Here is a 19,056-nt window from a genome sequence, read left to right on the forward strand (position 1 = left end):
ACTTAATTTTGTGTCCATAAAACTCACTTTTTGGGTTGTTTTGGGCATTGTTATCGGTTTTTATTTTGAAGTTGCTCCGCTTTTGCCCTTAATTGCCATGTTCGTATTGCTGCCCATAATGTATTGGGTCGGTAAAAAGCAGGATAGAAAAGGGGTCCCGTATTTTGAGATGCTGACTTCACTTATCACACTTTGCTTGGGCATTTTCGTTGTTGGTATTTCCATCAACCGCGATATGCCACGGCATTATACCAAGCAGGGGCACCTCCAAGAAACGGTATGGCATCTCAAAGTAAGCGAAGCACTTAAACCAAATGCCTTCTCCCACCGATATATCACCCAAATTATTGCTGCGGACGGAGATGTAGCCTCCGGAAAATTGCTTTTCAGTCTCTCGGTGGACTCCTCTTTGAAGCGATTACAGGTCGACGATGAATTTTTGATTTACGCCAAACCTGAAGATATCCATCCGCCATTAAACCCATATCAATTTGATTACCGTAGCTATCTCGAAAAGCAGGGCATTCAGCATCAAATCAGAACCAATTACGCGGCCATCATAAAAAAGCAAGGTGCTCCCAAAACCTTGTTTGGTGCAGCAAACAACTTTAGGGAACACATTATTTCCAAATTGAAGGAAAAGAATTTTGGCACAGAAGAATTGGGCGTTATAGAAGCTTTGATTTTGGGGAAACGGGACGATATTTCCGAGAGCACCTACAACAATTACAAAAATGCAGGTGCCGTTCATATACTGGCCGTTTCCGGACTTCACGTGGGCATTATCCTCTTCTTGCTGGAGTTTATTTTGGCGCCATTGGCTCGTTTACCTAAAGGTAAAAGCATCAAACTTATATTGGTGGTGCTGTTGCTTTGGAGCTATGCCTTTATTGCGGGGCTCTCCCCTTCCATTGTCCGTGCGGTCACCATGTTTTCCTTTGTGGCCTATGCGCTTTACCTGAACCGTCCCACCAACTCGTTCAACATTATTGCCCTATCGATGTTGTTCATCCTCCTAGTAAAGCCCTTGTTCGTATTTCAGGTTGGATTTCAAATGAGCTATGCCGCCGTATTTGCCATTGTTTGGATTTACCCGAAACTGCAAAAGTTTTGGCTTCCCGAGCATATCATTATTCGAAAAGCGTGGCAATTGTTATCGGTCAGCATTGCAGCACAATTGGGCGTAGTGCCGATTAGTTTGTTCTATTTTCATCAGTTTCCGGCGCTGTTTTTTATTTCCAATCTACTCATTATTCCATTTTTAGGGTTGATTCTGGGCTTTGGAATCTTGGTCATCATTTTGGCTTTGGTCGACTTCCTACCCCAATTTATGGTGGATGGTTTTAATTGGGTGATTCAACTGATGAATTCCGTTGTTGGTTGGGTGGCCCAGCAGGAAGGCTTCATCATCAAAAATATTTCGTTTGATTCGGTTCAGCTGCTATTGGGGTACCTCATCATCATTACATTGGTGATATTCCTCTCCAAGCCCAAATGGAAAACTGTATTGCCACTGTTTGGAGGAATCATTGTTTTTCAAGGTTGGATGATTTGGAACCAATTTCAAGTGCGTCAAAAGGAAACCGTTATACTGGCTCACCGTTCCAGAAACACGGTTTTGTTGCATCAATCGGGGAGCTCACTTTCGGTGATCACTTCGGATAGCACCAATATTGGGACCATTGGCACTGATTATGTCGTAGCGGAACGGATTCAAAAATTGGACACCTTTCGACTTCAAAATAGCTATCAAATCGGTGAGAAAAAGTTATTTGTTTTGGACAGTTTGGGCATTCTTCCTTTGGAAGGTGATTTGGATTACTTGTTGCTCACCCAATCGCCCGAAATCAATCTGGAGCGGGTTCTGGATTCCATCAAACCCAAAAAAATATTTGCTGACAGAAGCAATTACCCCAGCTTGATCAAAAAATGGGAACAAACATGCATCCAAAAAGAAATCCCCTTCCACTACACCGGTGAAAAGGGATTTTATGTTTTAAGCATAAATTAACCCCTTTCGATAGTTTCTACTTTATCTTCAACAGTAACTTCCGTTTCGTTGTCTTCTGCTCCGTGGGTCAACCGCTTCAGTGGTTTCAAAAGAAACAACACCAATGTTCCAAAAAGCACAGCAAAAATGAAGAGCCCTCCAAAGACCTTCAATTCACCTGCTTGCACCGAACTCTCTCCAACGATACCTGCAACTTTGTTTCCCAAACCTGTGGCGGCCCAGTATACCCCCATCATCAAGGCCATATACCTTCCTGGTGCCAATTTTGTGAAGAATGACAATGATACCGGTGAAAGGCATAACTCGCCAATGGTGTGAAAGAGATAGGTCAAAACCAACCAGTACATGGCAGAAGAACCTGAACTTTCGTATTGCAATGAGGCAAAAACCATATAAATAAATCCTACGCCCATGATAATAACACCAGTTGCCATTTTAAACAAAGAAGTAGCTTCCTTTCCTTTTAATTTTCTTTTGGCCCAAAAATTTGCCACCGCGACGGCAAAAAGGATAATAAAGCCAGCATTGGCAGCTTGAAACCAAGCAGCGGGCACTTCCCACCCCATAAACATTCTATTGGTTTTTTCTTGGGCATACAAATTCATAAGGCCTCCCATTTGCTCAAAACTTCCCCAAAAAACGATCACCATCAAAAGCGATATAAGGAGCACAACGTACCTGTCCTTTTCTACTTTTCCATTCAAGTTTTTGTAAATCATCATCATCATTCCTGTAATCAAGGATAAAAAGATGAACAGTATACCATACCCCCAATTGTCGGGACCATCATATGTAAACCCTGCATAAACCGAATAGGCAAGCAAAACTCCAACAATGGCCAACTGCAATGGGGATTTAAGCAGTTGCAAAAACAATTGCCCCAAACTTATATCTGTGGCTTTTTCTTCCATTGTAGGCTGATTACCAACATGCACTAAAAACCGTTGTCCGTAGAGATACACCAACAATCCCACAAACATCCCGATACCTGCAAGACCAAATCCATAATGCCAACCGTACACTGCCGCTACGATACCTACCGTAATAGAAGCGAGAAATGACCCAAGATTTATCCCTACATAAAAAATACTAAAGCCCTTGTCCCTTCGAATGTCATTAGGTTTATAAAGCCCACCTACCATAGTGGAAATGTTGGGCTTCAGCATTCCAACTCCCAAAATAACAAAGCCCAGACCTGTGTAGTAAGCCCAAAGGGAGTCAATTGCCAAAACTCCATGTCCTATGGTCAAAAGAATGGCTCCTATGGTCACTGCTTTTTTCTGTCCAAGGTACCTATCGGCCAAAAATCCACCAGGTATGCTCATTACATAAACTAACATGGTGTACCAGCCGTAGAGTGCCAAAGCTTCGGTAGTGGTCCATCCCAATCCACTCTGGGGATCACTTTTCAACGTTTCCGCTGTCATATACAGGGTAAGCAGAGCCCTCATACCGTAGTAGGAAAATCGTTCCCACATTTCGGTGAAGAACAATACATACAATCCTACCGGATGTCCAAATAATTCTTTTTTGTGGGCTGGTTTGGTTACTGTTGACATAAGTTTATTGTTTGATTATAAGTTCTCTTTAACGAAGTTGGTCATCTTGGTATAGAGATGCAATCTGGTATTGCCACCGTATATCCCGTGGTTTTTATCGGGGTAAATGGCCCAATCAAACTGTTTGTTGGCCTGGACCAATGCCTCGATCATTCGCATCGTGTTCTGTACATGAACATTATCGTCCCCGGAACCGTGCACCAACAGGTATTTTCCTTTCAACAATTCTGGATAGTTGAACGGTGAGTTATCGTCATAGCCGGTCGGATTTTCCTGAGGGGTCTGCATATAGCGCTCCGTATAGATGGTGTCATAAAAACGCCATGAGGTAACGGGTGCCACGGCAATGGCCATTTCAAAGGTATCGTTGCCTTTTAGCAGCGCATTTGTGGACATAAAGCCTCCGTAGCTCCACCCCCAGATTCCGGTTCGGTTTTCATCGATATAGGGGCGCTCGCTCAACTTTTTGGCAACGTCAATTTGATCTTCAACTTCAAATTTGCCCAACTCTTTTTGGGTCATTTTTTTAAAATCGCGGCCTTTTAGCCCGGTTCCCCTGCCATCCACACAGGCCACAATATAGCCTTGTGATGCCAAATGCTGGTGCCAATAATCGTTGCTGCCCATCCATGAATTGGAAACTTGTTGGGAACCCGGTCCACTGTACTGGAACATGAACAAGGGGTATTTCTTATTTGGGTCAAAATCAGCCGGCTTGATGATGTACATATTGAGGTCGTACCCATTTACATTGATGGTGGAGAACTCTTTGGGTGCTATCTCATAACCTTCCAATTTGTTCAGCAAAGCCGAGTTGTCCTTGATCTCTTTCAACAATTTACCATCGGATGCATCGTGCAATGTAAATTTATATGGGGTGGTCGCGCTGGAATAGGTGTTGATGTAATAGGTGAAATCGCTGCTGAAAGCTGCTGAATTGGTTCCCTCCTCCACGGAAAGTTCCTTTTTGCGTTTCCCTTTGGTGGATATGCTGTAAACACCTCTATTGATCGAACCATTCTCCACGGACTGATAAAAAATACGGTCGTGCTTTTCATCATAACCGTAATATCTTGTGACTTCCCAAGGGCCTTCGGTAATCTGATTCTTTAGTTTTCCGTTGCTTCCGTAGAGATACAGGTGATTGTACCCATCCGCCTCGCTGGTCCAGATAAAGCTATCATCATCCAAAAAAGTAAGGTCATCATCAATATCCACATAAGCCTTATCGGTTTCTTCCAATAATAGGGTTACTGAATTATCCTCGGCATCAACATCGTTAAGTTTCAATTCGTTTTGATGCCTGTTCAGGGTCTGGACACTCAAGTGGTTGGGATTGTGCATCCACTTTATTCTTGGAATGTAGTAGGGGTCGTTTAAATCCACATCGGAAATATTGCCAGAGGCCACATCAAACATATGCAAAGTAACTATGGAATTTTTCTCCCCTGCCTTCGGATATTTGAATTCATGCTGATAAGGATACAGTTCAGTTCCGTAAAAATCCATGGAAAAGTGTGGGACTTCTGTCTCGTCAAATCGCAAAAATGCAATTTTGGTCCCATCACTGTTCCATTCAAAAGCTCGGACGAACGCAAACTCTTCCTCGTACACCCAATCCGTCACTCCATTGATAATGGTGCCTTTGCTTCCATCGGTGGTCACTTGTTTGGTGGTTCTGGACGCCAAATCCAATATGTAAATGTTGTTGTCGAGCACATAGGCCACCTTGCTTCCATCAGGAGAAAGCGTGGGTTCTTGAATTTTCGTCTCGGCGATTTTCACCAATTCTTTGGAGGAAATATCATATACATAATAAATACCCAGACGAGATCGTCTGAAAACGGGCTCCACTTCTGTTGCCAAGAGCACTTTCGATTCATCATCGCTAAACGTATAGGATGAAAAGTATGGAACGGCATCGGATGATGCCACGATGGTCTCCACCTTTTCCAAAGTTTCATAATCGTACTTGTCCAAACTGCTGGAACGCGGGGAACGTTCGGTATTTAAAATGGTGTATTGTGTACCGTTGTTCATGGATCGTAGGACATCCATGTATTCTGTCCTGAACTCTCCTCCCCAAATCTCTTCAAGGGTTATTTTTTGCTTTTGCGCTGTGGAAAAAGTAACAACTCCCAAAAAGAATAGGAATAGAAAAGACTGCTTGTTCATGAAGTGAAAAAATTGATTAAAAACTCCCAAGTTTACTAATATTTATCGGAAAAATAAATTTTGATGTTGCGTTTGCAACAAATTTTAACCTTTGAAACACTGTTAAGTTTTCAAAATAACGACAAGGCTCGCCTAAATGGTCAATATCCGTATATTTGATTGCTTTAAGCCAGCTTTATGAACACGCCCGTTGAAGGATTTTCCAAACTCACCAAAACCCAAAAAATTGATTGGATAGCCACCCATTGCACCAAGGACCCCAAAAAAACCAAACAGCTATTGCAGCAGTATTGGAACTCGGACCCAAGGGTACAGCAATTGCACGATGAGTTTATAGAAAATACTGTATCCAACTACTATCTGCCCTTCGCCATTGCCCCCAATTTTTTGATCAACGGCGAACTATATGCCATCCCCATGGCGATTGAAGAAAGTTCGGTGGTGGCAGCAGCAAGCAAAGCGGCCAAATTTTGGTTGGAGCGCGGTGGTTTTAAGGCTGAAATTATTGGAACGGAAAAAGTCGGGCAGGTACACTTTATATATAAAGGTGCCAAAGAAAAGCTATCCGATTTCTTTGCTGCGGCCAAACCCGAATTATTAAAAAGTGTTGCTTCCATCACAAAAAACATGGAAAAACGGGGCGGTGGCATCAACAATATTGAGTTAAGGGATTTGAGCGATACAATTGAAGGCTACCATCAGCTCCACTGCACTTTTGAGACTCTGGATGCCATGGGAGCCAATTTCATCAATTCCTGTTTGGAAGAATTTGCCAAAACATTAAAAGAGCAAGCACTTGCTTTTGATGCTTTTACGGAAGAGGAAAAAGACATTGAAGTGGTGATGAGCATCCTATCCAACTATGTGCCGAATTGTTTGGTGAAAGCTGAAGTGAGCTGTCCCATTTCGGAATTGGGCAATACGGATATGCCAGCCAAGGCATTTGCCGAAAAGTTTGTACAGGCCGTAAATATTGCCAAAGCGGAACCTTACAGGGCGGTTACGCACAATAAGGGCATCATGAACGGTATCGATGCCGTGGTTCTTGCCACAGGAAATGATTTTAGGGCCGTGGAGGCCGGTGTGCATGCCTACGCTTCCAAAACGGGGCACTACTCCAGCTTGACACATGCCAAAATCGAAGACGGTATTTTTAAATTTTGGATCGAGGTTCCACTGGCCCTTGGCACCGTGGGCGGATTGACCACATTGCATCCGTTGGTGAAACTTGCGCTGGAAATACTTCAAAATCCAACTGCAAAAGAGTTGATGCAGGTAGTCGCCGTGGCCGGATTGGCCCAAAATTTTGCGGCCGTTCGCAGTTTGGTGACCACGGGGATTCAAAAAGGACATATGAAAATGCACTTGTTGAACATGTTGAATCAACTTGGAGCCACCGAATCTGAAAAACAACAACTGGTCACTTTTTTTAAGGATCAAACCGTAACCAATGCCGCGGTGAAGGAAGCTTTGGAAAAAATTAAATCAGAATAATGGAGAAGGAGTTTTACAGCAACGGCAAATTATTGCTTTCCGGCGAGTATGCCATTTTGGATGGCGCCTTGGGGTTGGCCATTCCCACCAGTTATGGGCAATCGCTTCACATAACCCCAACAACATCCGGTTTTTTGGAGTGGACCAGTTTTGACGAAAACGATAAAATCTGGTTCTCGGCCAGGTTTGACCTTACCAATTTAAATGTGGTTTCCTCATCGGATGCCGCAATGGCAAAGACTTTGATGGATTTACTTTTGGAGGCGAATGCCCAAAACCCATTATTATTGACGGATAGTCAAGGTTTACAGATTGAGACCCATTTAACCTTTCCAAATTCGTGGGGACTCGGAACTTCTTCGACACTAATAAACAATGTGGCGCAATGGGCACGGGTGGATGCCTTTCAACTTTTATGGAATGCTTTCGGCGGAAGTGGATACGATATTGCCTGTGCACAATACAATTCACCGCTGACCTATCAATTAAAGGATGGCAATCCAGAAGTGGAGCAAATTGATTTTGATCCCATTTTCAAGGACTCGCTTTATTTTGTCCATCTCAACCAAAAACAGAGCAGCAAAGAGGCCATTGCCAATTACAGAGAGCAAGAATTTGACCAATCGGAACTAGTTCGGCAGGTGTCCGACATTACCAAAAAAATGATTCACGCTTCTACTCTGGCCGGGTTCGAGACTTTGATGGATGAGCATGAAAATATCCTTTCCAAAGTTTTGAAAACCCCACCGGTAAAACAGCGTCTTTTCCCCGACTATTTTGGTGCGATAAAAAGTCTTGGTGCTTGGGGCGGGGATTTTGTTTTGGCCACTGGAGATGACAAAACGCACTCCTATTTTAAGTCAAAAGGTTTTGAAACGGTGATTCCCTACGCTAAAATGACATTGTGATTTTTCTTACAAATGAGGGTAATTTTCGTGATTTTCGCTCATCCGTAAACTCAAATGGGGCATTCGTCAATTGGCAACCTCCTAAAACTATTCTTTTTTGCATTTTGAAACCAGAAGACAAAATTGATAGCTATGTCGTTCTGGGAAAACACACAATTGTTCACAAAAAGCAAAGTAGGCCTTTTCACAAAAAAACTATTTTCGCTTTTTTCATTTCTATTTTTTTATACGGTACTCATTACCATATATAGTTGGTCAAATCCCAACAATGGGTTTAATACAATAATTATTTATGCTCAACTCATACCACTGGTTATATATTTGGCGGTCATGTATCTTTTATTTAAAAATCTAAAAGACTTGAGCAGAAAGGAGTATGCGAAATCTTCTCTGAACAAAAAAGACAAATACGAAAAAACAGGATTGTCGGAAGCCTTTTCATTAGAGCTCAAAAATAAATTGGAGCACTTGATGAATGAGGAAAAACTTTATTTAGATCATGAACTTAGACTTGATAATATCGCCGAACTATTAGGCATTTCGAGGCATCATGCGTCACAGGTAATCAACGAAAATTTCAACCTTAGTTTTTACGACTTCGTAAATTCATATCGAATTGAGGAGGCTAAAAATAGGTTATGTTCGGACTTTGAGAGCTCTCCGGAATCCATTTCTGATATTGCTTACCAGTGCGGGTTCAACAACAGGGTTTCTTTTTACAAAGCTTTTAAAAAGATTACCCATATTACTCCAAAAGAATTCATCCAAAGTGCCGCTTAAAACATTTCCCTACTTGTTAATGTTAACTTAAATCGGCAAATACGTAAAGGTTAATAAGAGTTTACAGCCTTGACTTTTACTTTCCCTTTTTTTGTTCCGCAATCCACAAGGTGGGGTCCCTAAATCTTACTTCATATCAATGACAAAGTTTTCATTGTATTGAATTTTTTGAATTAGCCTACAAAAAAGATTTACCCCTGCCTTGCTTGGATTCATTAACTAACTCTTAATCAATTTTTATGAAAACAAAAAAATGTTGGATGGTGCTGATGCTGTTTATATGTGTAATCACAGCATCTTTGGCACAGGAAAAAAACATTTCAGGTAACGTGACGGACCAGTCTGGTCTTCCGCTCCCTGGTGTTTCCATTGTGGTTGTGGGGACATCCAATGGTACACAAACCGATTTTGATGGGAACTATTCCATCACAGCCAGTACTGGACAAACCCTTCGTTTTAGCTACATTGGTCAAAAAACTGTTGATAGAACTGTAGGAGCTTCCTCTACCATTAATGTGCAGATGGAGGAGGATGCGCAAGCTTTGGAAGAAGTTGTTGTGACGGGTTATGGTTCTCGTTCAAAGGAGTTGTCGACATCGGCAATTTCAACGGTATCCACCGAAAAGATTGAGGCATTCGTTCCTTCCACTAGCGTGGATAATATACTTCAAGGTCAGGCTGCTGGTGTTCAGGTAACGGCAGCGAATGGTAGGCCAGGTCAAACTGCTTTCGTTACCATTAGGGGTGTTGGTTCGCTTAACGCGAGTACAACGCCTTTATATGTGGTAGATGGTGTTCCGGTTAACTCTGATTTCATCAACAACCTGAACCCGAATGACATTGAGTCTTTTTCCATTCTTAAAGATGCGGCCACAGTTTCAAAATATGGTTCCCGTGGTTCTAACGGTGTTGTATTGATTACTACCAAACAAGGTAAGACAGGGGATGCACGCATCACTTTTAGATCTTCCTTTGGCTTTTCGGAAAGAATTCCTGACCCATTTGATTTGATGAACACTTCTCAGAAGCTTGAACTTGAAAGACAATTTGCTGAATTGGGTGTCAATGCAGCTCAGTCTTTGCCTGGTGCAACAGCAGATGATGCTGAAAGAGCAAGGTTGATAGGTCTGGATACCAATTGGGAGGAAGAATTGTTGAGAAAGGGTCAGATACAGTCCAACTCTCTTTCTATTTCCGGGGGTGATGAAAAAATGACATATTTCCTTTCTTTGGGTTATGATAAGAACACAGGTATCATTGATAGAATTGATGGTTTTGAAAGGGTAACGGCTCGCTTGAACACAACATACCAGGCCAAAGAGTGGTTGAATGTAGGTACTAATATATCTCTTTCAAGAAGTACTACTGATTTACCTAGGGACCGTAACAACGTGCAGAACCCATTTAGAGCGATGTACGATTACAACCCATGGGATCCTTTGTATTTGAGGAATGCTGACGGAAGTATACAACTTGATGAGCAAGGTGATCCAATTTTCAATCCAACAACACAAGGGTATTCAATTGCAAGGGCCTTGATTACAGAGCCAGAGGACAATAGAAACTTCCTTATCGTTGGTAGCTTGTTTGCCGATATTAAGTTTTCCGACAAGTTCTCCAACAGATTCTCGGTTGGTGCTACAAACAATAGATTTAATAGAACAGTGAGATCATTGCCAGGAGGTGTTTTGGATGGTATTGTAGGGGATGCTAATTTCCCTGGAACACAGACGGATAATTTTTCCAATACATTGCAATACAATGTGAACAACCTATTTTCCTACAGTGATACCTATGGAGATTATCATAATTTATCAGCAAGTTTCCTGTTGGAATACAACGAGAATATCTACACGGATCTTTTTGCCAGTGCAAGAGGGTTTCCTTCTCCAGAAATTCCTTATCAGGATGTAGCTGCCGAAGCCACTGCATCTGGTTCAGAAGAGGCTAGAAGAGTTCTGTTTTCACAAGGTCTTTTCGTGGATTATGACTATGATGGAAAGTACATCCTTTCCGGGTCAATTAGACGCGATGGTTCTTCAAGATTTGGACCTGAAAACCAGTACGGATATTTCTACAGTGGTAGTGCCGCTTGGAACATTGCAAGGGAATCTTTCTTAGAGGGTACTGCAGTCAACGATTTAAAGCTTAGGGCTTCTTATGGTACTTCTGGTAACCAGAACATAGGGGACTTTAACTTCTTGAACTTGTTGGAGTTCGGAACATATAATGGTAATACCACTGCTATTCCAATTGGAGTGGGAAACACAAATATCAAATGGGAGTCTCAGGCTATTTTGGATATAGGTCTTGAGTTTGGGTTGTTCAACAATAGAGTAAATGGTGTAGTTGATTATTTCAAAAAGAATTCAAGGGATTTATTGTTGAACCAACCGTTGTCCCAAACAGTGGGTGATGAGGACAACTCCATTGTTGCAAATATCGGTGAGGTTGAGAACAGCGGTATCGAAGTTTCCTTGAACGCAGATGTTATTCGAGCCCAAGATTTTGTTTGGAGAGTTGGAGGTAATATATCTTTTCTAGACAACAAGGTGGTTAGCTTGGTTAATGGTGATGACATCATCAATGGAACTTTTGGTTACAACATTTTGAGGGAAGGAGAGGAAATCAACTCTTTCTACACAGTTAAATACGCTGGGGTCAATCCGGCCAACGGTGAGCCTTTGTACTATGATCTCGATGGTAATATCACCAACGAATATAGCGCTAGCTTTAATACAATTTTGGAAGGCAAATCCCCCTATGCCAATGTTGAGGGCGGATTCTTCACTTCCATCCGATGGGGTGGATTTGGAGTGCGTGCCGATTTTGTTGGTAAAGGAGGAAACTATATTATGAACTTCCAGAGACAAGCTGGTATTTCTATCGGAAATATTGATAGTAACCAAAGAGTTGAAGCTTTCAACTACTGGAAACAGCCTGGTGATACTAACGTGTTGCCTAGTCCAATATTTGGAGGTACGGCAGACCAAGATAGTGACCGATGGTTGGAAAAAGGAGATTATATACGTTTGAGAACCTTGACAGTTGACTATAATTTAACTGGAAAGATTATTCATGGAACAGGTATTGACAGGCTCCGAGTTTTTGCCACAGGTCAGAACTTATTTACCATTACTGAATACAACGGAGATCCAGAAATAGGAATTGGTTCGGGTGAAAGCTCTGCAGCAGGTAGTGCTGGATTTATTCCTGGAGCTTTCTCTTTGTTCAGTTATCCACAGACTAGGTCTTATACATTCGGAGTAGAAATCGGATTTTAAAAAAAGAAATTAACATGAAAAATAGATTATATAAATATTGTTTAGCATCATTTGTAGCAGCAACCTTGTTGGTGTCTTGTGATGACGAACTGGACGTCGATCCATTTACAGAAGGTAATCCAGAAACATTTTTTAATACGGTTTCCAGTTTCCAGAATGGAGTGGATGGTATATATAGCCAGTTTTGGAATTATTATTCTGCGCCGGGCTCCGGTCTGCAAGGTATTCCCGATATCTTATCGGACAATGTAATTCTTGCACAGACTGGTCGTAGGTCTAACGAGGTTTATTACGACTACAGATATAATCCAAATACGTTAGGGGCAATTCCACTTTATTGGAGTGAAGCTTATGAAGCAGTAAATGCCGCTAACTTGATAATTGGGCAGATAGATAACTTGGCCAGTGGTCCTGAAAAGGACAATATTCTTGGTCAGGCCCTTGCTGCTCGTGCTATTGCACATTTTGACCTTGCAAGAATATATGCCATGATTCCAACGCAAAGTACCGATGCGGCCAACTCGCCCGGTATTGTTTATATTAAAGTAGAAGATGGTGATACTGATGATCCTTTGGCTCAGCCTTCCAGAGAAACTGTTGCAAGCAATTATAGTGAGATAATTGGAGATTTGGAGCAGGCTGCCCAGTTGATCGGGACTTCCAACGGCGAAGGACGATTGAATAGAAATGCTGTGTACGCCATGTTGTCAAGGGTTTATCTTTACAATGGTGATTATCAATTGGCGATAAATGCCGCAGATCAGGTGACAACTGACATAATTGATGCCAAAGTTGAAGGAGCTCTAATGGCTGTCTATGAGGACACTACTAATAAAGGCGTTATTATAGAGTGGTCTGTAAATACTTCTTCGGAATCAAGATTTAACAATGTTGGCGTACTTTACAGTCAAACTACGCCTCCCAATACCGTGCTTGAATATGCAGTTGAATATGAATTCTTCAATAATTTAGATCCAAACGATTTAAGGAGAGAAGTGATTCAATATGATGCCACTAACCAAGGTAACAATTACAATGCTATAAGAAAGTTCTTGGGTGAACCTAATCAGGTAAACGGACGTGTGGACATTAAAGTTCTTAGGGCCGCAGAGGTTTTGCTGAACAAGGCTGAGGCTCAATTTGAAATCGACCCAGCAGCTGCACTTACAACTTTGAACATATTGAGGGATGCTAGATATACCTCTTACACAGGTGGAGAAACAGGTCAGGCATTGGAAGATGCCATTCAATATGAAAGAAGGGTGGAACTTAGTTTTGAGGGTCACAGATTTTTCGACCTAAAACGTAGAGGAGAGGCTGTACAACGTTCAAATAATGGAGATTTAGCCGATGGATCAGGAACACCTCCTGAGATTTTGACATTGCCTGTTGGGGACCACAGATTCCAGTTTCCTATACCTATTGATGAGATCAATGCCAACCCGAATATGGCACAAAATCCAGATTATTAATTTGTAACTGCTTAAAAGATGAAAAATATATTTAAAGCATTTGGAGTTCTTTTTGTGGGTCTTACGTTGTTTTTCTCATCATGTGAAGAAGAACAGATTGTTTACAATCCAGTATCCGGTCAGACGCTTGCATCGTTCAGTACTTCAGCCAAAAACTTGCCAGTACCTGCGGAGGGTAATTCAGTAAATATCGATATAACTGCTAGTACTGAATCTGATGTAGCAAGAACTATTTCGGTCGAAGTGGACCCCACTTCGACAGCTACCCCTGATCAATACACAATCAGTAACCCTGGTATCGCTGCAGGTAAATTTGTAGGAACAATAACAGTTGAGGGCAACTTTGACGCTTTACCAGAAGAAGGCGCTACTATGTTAGTTCTTAACCTTAAAGATGTGTCCGATTCAAATGATTTGACTTTTGGTAATGAAACCGTAACCATTACTTTGTTCAGAAAGTGTGATGAGGCTCCGACCCCTGGTGAATGGATCATTAATATGGAGGATATCTATGGAGATGGATGGCAAACAACCACTGGAAACGGAGGGCCAGGTATCTCTATTACATTGAGTGACGGCACCGTATTTGAGGTAGGTCTCTGCACTCCATATGAGGAAAATAGCTATGATTGTACTGGTTTCGATACCGTATTCGATTCTGATGCTCCTGATTGGACCAGTGGTTCAGCTACGATTGAAATCCCTGATGGTATCGAGTCTGCGGAATGGTATTTCCCTGGAGACAATTGGGAAGAGATATCTTTCAGTATAGTGGCTCCAAATGGAAACATAGTCGCTCAGGGAAATCCAGGCACACCAGCTGGCCCGATAGAAATCGATTTTTGCGCTCAGTAATATCATTGGAGTAAATAACTAATAACCTAAGATATAAAAGCATCCTGATTACCAATCAGGATGCTTTTATTTCAACCAACCACCTCATCCATCAACCCAAACAGGCCATCCGTCAATTGGTGCCCTAAAATTTAATCAATTGCTCTTATGTTTGACACATATTCATCAAATTATTGATAATATGGCCCGAATCAACAATAAAACAATTGGCAATCTATTGGCTGGATTACTCTTTCAATCCACTACAATTTTGTTCAGTCAAAATGACACGGAAACAATCCTGAGACTTGATAACTTCATCAACAAAAGCTGCACCACCAGCTACAATCAAATCACCTCGGAAATAGTTCAGAACATTCTAAAACACGATGTGTACTATATCACTCAGGAGACTATGAATATCTATGGTGAAAAGGAAAAAGAGGTCCATGAGTTTATTGTGGTGGACAATGGTGCGGAAGTAAAACGGTTTGAAAGGATAAAAACCGACACTCCCCTTCCAGAACTCACCAGTTACATTCGTGAAGACTTTGTACTCAACGAAGAATCCGCTCCAAATTTTCAAGCGCTCTTGGACTACATATACCCCATTGCCGATTGGAAACCGGATAAACGGGAATTCTTTTTTAAAAACGGCAAATGGTATTTCCTTCGGGATGCATATTTCCGTACCAAACAAGGTTTTGAGATCACTGTAAGCCCAAAAGGAAAAATAACCCATATCTGCTACAAGATGAAATGGGACGAATACGAAAGTAAATAGGCAACAAAAAAGCCTCCCGATCGGGAGGCTTTTTGTTATCTTTTTGGCCAATCCTAGTAGAATGTAGCCCTCTTGTCTTCTATTTCTGCCTTATCTTTTAAAGCATTGTACACTGACCCATTTACTCTGGCAGCAGCACTTGTTTGTAGGTTTTGTGCATAGGTGCTATAGTTCTCCACATCGGCAGCTTCCGTTTTATTGGTTACTTTGATCATGTAAACACCGGTACTTCCCTCGAGCAAATCAGAAGTCTGATCCTTTTCCATGGCAAACGCTTTTCCAACAACAAATGGCTCTCTCCCTGCCCCTGGCAATGTTGGAGAGGACAATGTAACCGCAGAAGCAGTGCTTACGCTTACGCCATTATCCGAAGCAATCGCATCCATCGCCTTGCCTTTGTTGGCAGCAATAATTTGTTCTGCTTTGCGCTCCTTTCTGATGGCCGGCAACGCGGTTGCCGAGGCATCTTCGGGTGCCATTAGCCCTTTTTTGTACTTCTTGGTCAACTGCACCACGGCGTAACCGTTGTTTACATTAAAACGTCGGATGTCACCAACATTGGTATCCTCGTTAAATGCCCACTGTACAATGCTACGCTGGGAACCAAGGCCCGGAAGGTTCTCTTCCATTTCCTTGATTTTGTTCACTGGACGAACGGTGTAGCTACTTTCTCTTGCAATGTCGCCAAAGTCTTCCGGCTCTGCATCCATAACTGCCATTTCGTACTTGGTGGCATCGGTGAACAAGGTATTGATTGTTTCTTCCGATGGCTCAATTTCTCTCGACAATGTTGCTACCTGAATCACATCTTGCTTGTCATCAACCTTGATTACGTGGTATCCAAATTGGGTTTCCACCAAACCAACTGTCCCTGTTGGGTTTCCAAAACAGAAATCATTGAATTCATCGGCCATTACGCCTTCTTGGAAATACCCTAGGTCACCTCCACGTGGAGCGGATGGTCCGTCTGAATTATCCCGTGCAAGTGCCGTAAAAACAGCATCTTCTTTCTTGGCTTCGGCCAATAATCTTTTTGCTTCGGCTTCGGCTTCCTCCTTGGTTCTGGTAATGGATGGGTTGGCACGTTCTGCACCTTCCCAAGTAATCAAAATATGGCTTGCTTTTACGGTTCCATTTTCTTTTCTGTCCATTACTTTGGATACTTTGTAAGCATCTCCATCTTTATAGGGGCCGTATATCTCCCCAACGCTCATCGCCATCAATGTATCGGCAACTACGGAAGGAAGGTCTTTTTTGGCCTTATAAATGGTATCGAACTTGGTATCGGAATGTCTGTCCAAGAAAGCGGCCATGTCCGTAGTGTTCCTAAATCCTAGGATGGTATCGTTGGCATCTTTTGCCTCTGAATACTCCACAGAGCTGTCCATTAGCGAAGTTATTGCGGTTTTTACACTGTTCTCATCTTCGGCTGATGGCTTTTCTTCAAAATAAACGAAACGGATATCACGCGCTTTATCTTGCTTGAACAAGGCTTTGTGATTGTTGATATAGGCTTGGATATCACTTTTGGAAACTTCGATAGTGCTATCTGGAATTGAGGTGTAAGGAATACGAACATATTGCATGTCCACCTTGTTGTTGGCCATGTCGTAGTTCAACTCACCTTCGGTCAGGGTAGCAGTAACCCCTCCTTTAACCAAATTGAAATACATGCGCTCCTTAGCGGCCTGAATGATGGATTCCTCATCCTGCAACCATGCATCGTAACGCAAAGGGTCGTTGGCCTTCCAGTCGGCAATGGCACTTTTAAAGACTTGTTCGTTGAACACACCGTTCTCATCCTGGAAATCTGGAATCTGCGCATAACCTGAAGTTCTGACAAAATCAACGATTTGATCGCTTTCCACATCAATGCCCAAATCCTCGAACTGTTGGTTCAAGATGGCCCTTCTCACTTCTTGATCGTAAACCATGTTCACCAACTGGGTGGAGGTAACGGACGGACCGTATCTTCGGGAGGCCGTTTCCACCTGAGCTCTAAACTCGTCAATTGGAATATTTTCCCCATTTACTTCTGCAACCGAGGAGCCTACTTTTCCACCAGAAAAATTATTGCTGCTGAATACTCCCGATATTACGAATGCGAACAACGCCAAACCAATAATTAGAATAAGAACTGTTGTCCGTTTTCTAATATTCTCTAATATTGCCATTTTACTGCTTGTTTTTTTTGAATTCAGTGGGCGAAAATACCACTTTCTTTTCAAATAGGAAAGCTAAAAACAGGGTGGAAATTATTAATCTTCAGTATGAACGCGCACACTTACCAGGTCTATTTTGGTGTTGGACACCTCCAAAATTTTGAAGGTGAAGTTGTCCACGGTCACCTCTGAATCCTGTTCCGGGATTTCTCCTGTCTGATTTACGATGAGACCGCCCAATGTTTCGTATTCTTCTCCTTCAGGAAGCTCTAATTTGTACTGCTCGTTGATGTAGTCCACCTCCATCCGGGCAGAGAACTTGTACTCGTTCTCGCCGATTTGCTCTTCATGCAGGTCTGTGGAATCGTGCTCGTCCTCAATTTCACCAAAAAGTTCCTCGATAATGTCCTCGACGGTCAAAATACCGGAGGTACCACCATATTCATCGAGAACAACCGCCATACTCTTACGCTTTTTGGTCAATACGTTCAAGATGTCCTGAATGAGCATGGTTTCCGGAACAAACTCCACAGGAAGCAATATACTCTTGATGGTCTTTGGTTTTTTGAACAGTTCGTAAGAGTGTACATAACCTATAATTTCGTCGATGCTATCCTTAAAAATCAGAATTTTTGAATAGCCTGTTTCAGTAAAGAGTTTTGTTAGGTTTTTAGGGGTTTCATTGAGTTCCACCGCCGTAATTTCGGTTCTGGGCACCATTACTTCCCTCGCTTTTACGGTCGAGAATTCCAATGCATTCTGAAATATCTGTATTTCGGAATCCACGTCGTCCTCTTCCTGTACGGTTTCCATCTGTTCGTTGATATAGTCTCCCAATTCCAGCTTGGTAAAGGACAACTGCACCTCATCCCCTTCCGTTTTGAAGAATATCCTTAGTATAAAGTCGGATACCTTGATAACGAACCAAGAGATTACGGAGAACAAGAGATAGAAGATATAGGCCGGCACCGCAAACACCTTGATCAGCACATTGGCATATATCTGAAAAAAAACCTTTGGCAAAAACTCGGCCGTCAATAAAATAACCAGGGTGGAGATTATGGTCTGTGCCAACAAGCTAAAATCCGTTAGCAGTATATTAATGAACTGCAAATTGGTGGGGACCAAGCTCTGGAACCATTCCATGAGCATATCTCCCATAAATAGCCCATAAATTACCAGTGCGATATTGTTGCCGATAAGCATGGTGGCAATAAATTTTGAAGGCTTATCGGTAAGTAAGGTGAGTACCTTCGCCAAAAATCCTTCTTGCTTTTTTTCAATCTCAATATGGATCTTATTGGCGGAAACGAAGGCTATCTCCATTCCCGAAAAAAACGCCGAAAACAGCAGAGAAAGAATTATGATGATCACGGAGGAATCCAATGTTATTGTTGATTATCCTTGTTTCGTTGCTCAAAGCGCTTCCGATATCTTCTCCTAAAAACGAACATGGCTATGGATACCACGGCAAAGAAGATAAATATGTAGGTTTCCTTTGGATCAATGCTCCAAAGTGTTGCAATCTTGTAAACGGATATGGCGGCCACTGCCAAATAAAGGTATTCCGTGTATCTTAAAATTTTGATCATC

General features: G+C 42.1%; 13 protein-coding genes. 8 read left to right on the forward strand and 5 right to left on the reverse strand.

Features of this window, described 5'->3' with window-relative positions; all coding sequences use genetic code 11:
• Positions 1–10: 10 nt before the first annotated feature.
• Positions 11–2,011, forward strand: a complete 2,001-nt coding sequence (locus tag GVT53_RS14830) for a ComEC/Rec2 family competence protein (protein ID WP_166249277.1) — start codon at positions 11–13, stop codon at positions 2,009–2,011.
• Here the strand turns inward: GVT53_RS14830 and GVT53_RS14835 are convergent.
• Together GVT53_RS14835 and GVT53_RS14840 are read right to left on the reverse strand one after the other, a co-directional pair.
• Positions 2,008–3,570 (reverse strand): peptide MFS transporter, encoded by a 1,563-nt coding sequence (locus GVT53_RS14835; protein WP_166249278.1) that lies wholly within the window; start codon positions 3,568–3,570, stop codon positions 2,008–2,010. The genes GVT53_RS14830 and GVT53_RS14835 overlap by 4 nt on opposite strands.
• Before the next feature lie 15 nt (positions 3,571–3,585).
• Positions 3,586–5,745, reverse strand: a complete 2,160-nt coding sequence (locus GVT53_RS14840) for a S9 family peptidase (protein WP_166249279.1) — start codon at positions 5,743–5,745, stop codon at positions 3,586–3,588.
• Between the two features lie 177 nt (positions 5,746–5,922).
• Between GVT53_RS14840 and GVT53_RS14845 the strand changes: the two genes are divergently transcribed.
• From GVT53_RS14845 to GVT53_RS14875, 7 genes are all read left to right on the forward strand, one after another.
• Positions 5,923–7,239: a hydroxymethylglutaryl-CoA reductase, degradative gene (locus GVT53_RS14845; protein WP_166249280.1), complete on the forward strand. Its 1,317-nt coding sequence runs from the start codon at positions 5,923–5,925 to the stop codon at positions 7,237–7,239.
• On the forward strand, positions 7,239–8,147 hold the full coding sequence (locus GVT53_RS14850) for a GYDIA family GHMP kinase (RefSeq protein ID WP_166249281.1): 909 nt from the start codon (positions 7,239–7,241) through the stop codon (positions 8,145–8,147). The genes GVT53_RS14845 and GVT53_RS14850 overlap by 1 nt, the downstream gene beginning before the upstream one ends.
• Before the next feature lie 360 nt (positions 8,148–8,507).
• Positions 8,508–8,927, forward strand: coding sequence for a helix-turn-helix domain-containing protein (locus tag GVT53_RS14855; protein WP_166249282.1), 420 nt, complete (start codon positions 8,508–8,510; stop codon positions 8,925–8,927).
• Between the two features lie 239 nt (positions 8,928–9,166).
• Complete coding sequence (locus GVT53_RS14860) at positions 9,167–12,211, forward strand: SusC/RagA family TonB-linked outer membrane protein (RefSeq protein WP_166249283.1); 3,045 nt, start codon at positions 9,167–9,169, stop codon at positions 12,209–12,211.
• Between the two features lie 14 nt (positions 12,212–12,225).
• Positions 12,226–13,683: a RagB/SusD family nutrient uptake outer membrane protein gene (locus GVT53_RS14865; RefSeq protein WP_166249284.1), complete on the forward strand. Its 1,458-nt coding sequence runs from the start codon at positions 12,226–12,228 to the stop codon at positions 13,681–13,683.
• Positions 13,684–13,701: 18 nt separating this feature from the next.
• Positions 13,702–14,538, forward strand: a complete 837-nt coding sequence (locus GVT53_RS14870; RefSeq protein ID WP_166249285.1) for a hypothetical protein — start codon at positions 13,702–13,704, stop codon at positions 14,536–14,538.
• Between the two features lie 181 nt (positions 14,539–14,719).
• Positions 14,720–15,301, forward strand: coding sequence for a hypothetical protein (locus GVT53_RS14875; protein WP_166249286.1), 582 nt, complete (start codon positions 14,720–14,722; stop codon positions 15,299–15,301).
• Positions 15,302–15,354: 53 nt separating this feature from the next.
• Here GVT53_RS14875 and GVT53_RS14880 read toward each other — a convergent pair whose 3' ends face one another.
• The 3 genes from GVT53_RS14880 to GVT53_RS14890 all read right to left on the reverse strand — a co-directional run bounded on the left by GVT53_RS14880 (position 15,355) and on the right by GVT53_RS14890 (position 19,055).
• The gene (locus tag GVT53_RS14880) at positions 15,355–17,475 is read right to left on the reverse strand and encodes a peptidylprolyl isomerase (RefSeq protein WP_166249287.1); all 2,121 of its coding nucleotides are present in this window, start codon (positions 17,473–17,475) and stop codon (positions 15,355–15,357) included.
• An 84-nt stretch (positions 17,476–17,559) separates the two neighbouring features.
• Complete coding sequence (locus tag GVT53_RS14885; protein ID WP_166249288.1) at positions 17,560–18,849, reverse strand: hemolysin family protein; 1,290 nt, start codon at positions 18,847–18,849, stop codon at positions 17,560–17,562.
• 2 nt (positions 18,850–18,851) lie between these two features.
• On the reverse strand, positions 18,852–19,055 hold the full coding sequence (locus GVT53_RS14890; RefSeq protein ID WP_166249289.1) for a hypothetical protein: 204 nt from the start codon (positions 19,053–19,055) through the stop codon (positions 18,852–18,854).
• Between the last annotated feature and the right edge of the window lies 1 nt (position 19,056).

Source organism: Flagellimonas oceani, from assembly GCF_011068285.1.
In the GTDB taxonomy this organism is placed as follows: Bacteria; Bacteroidota; Bacteroidia; order Flavobacteriales; family Flavobacteriaceae; genus Flagellimonas; species Flagellimonas oceani.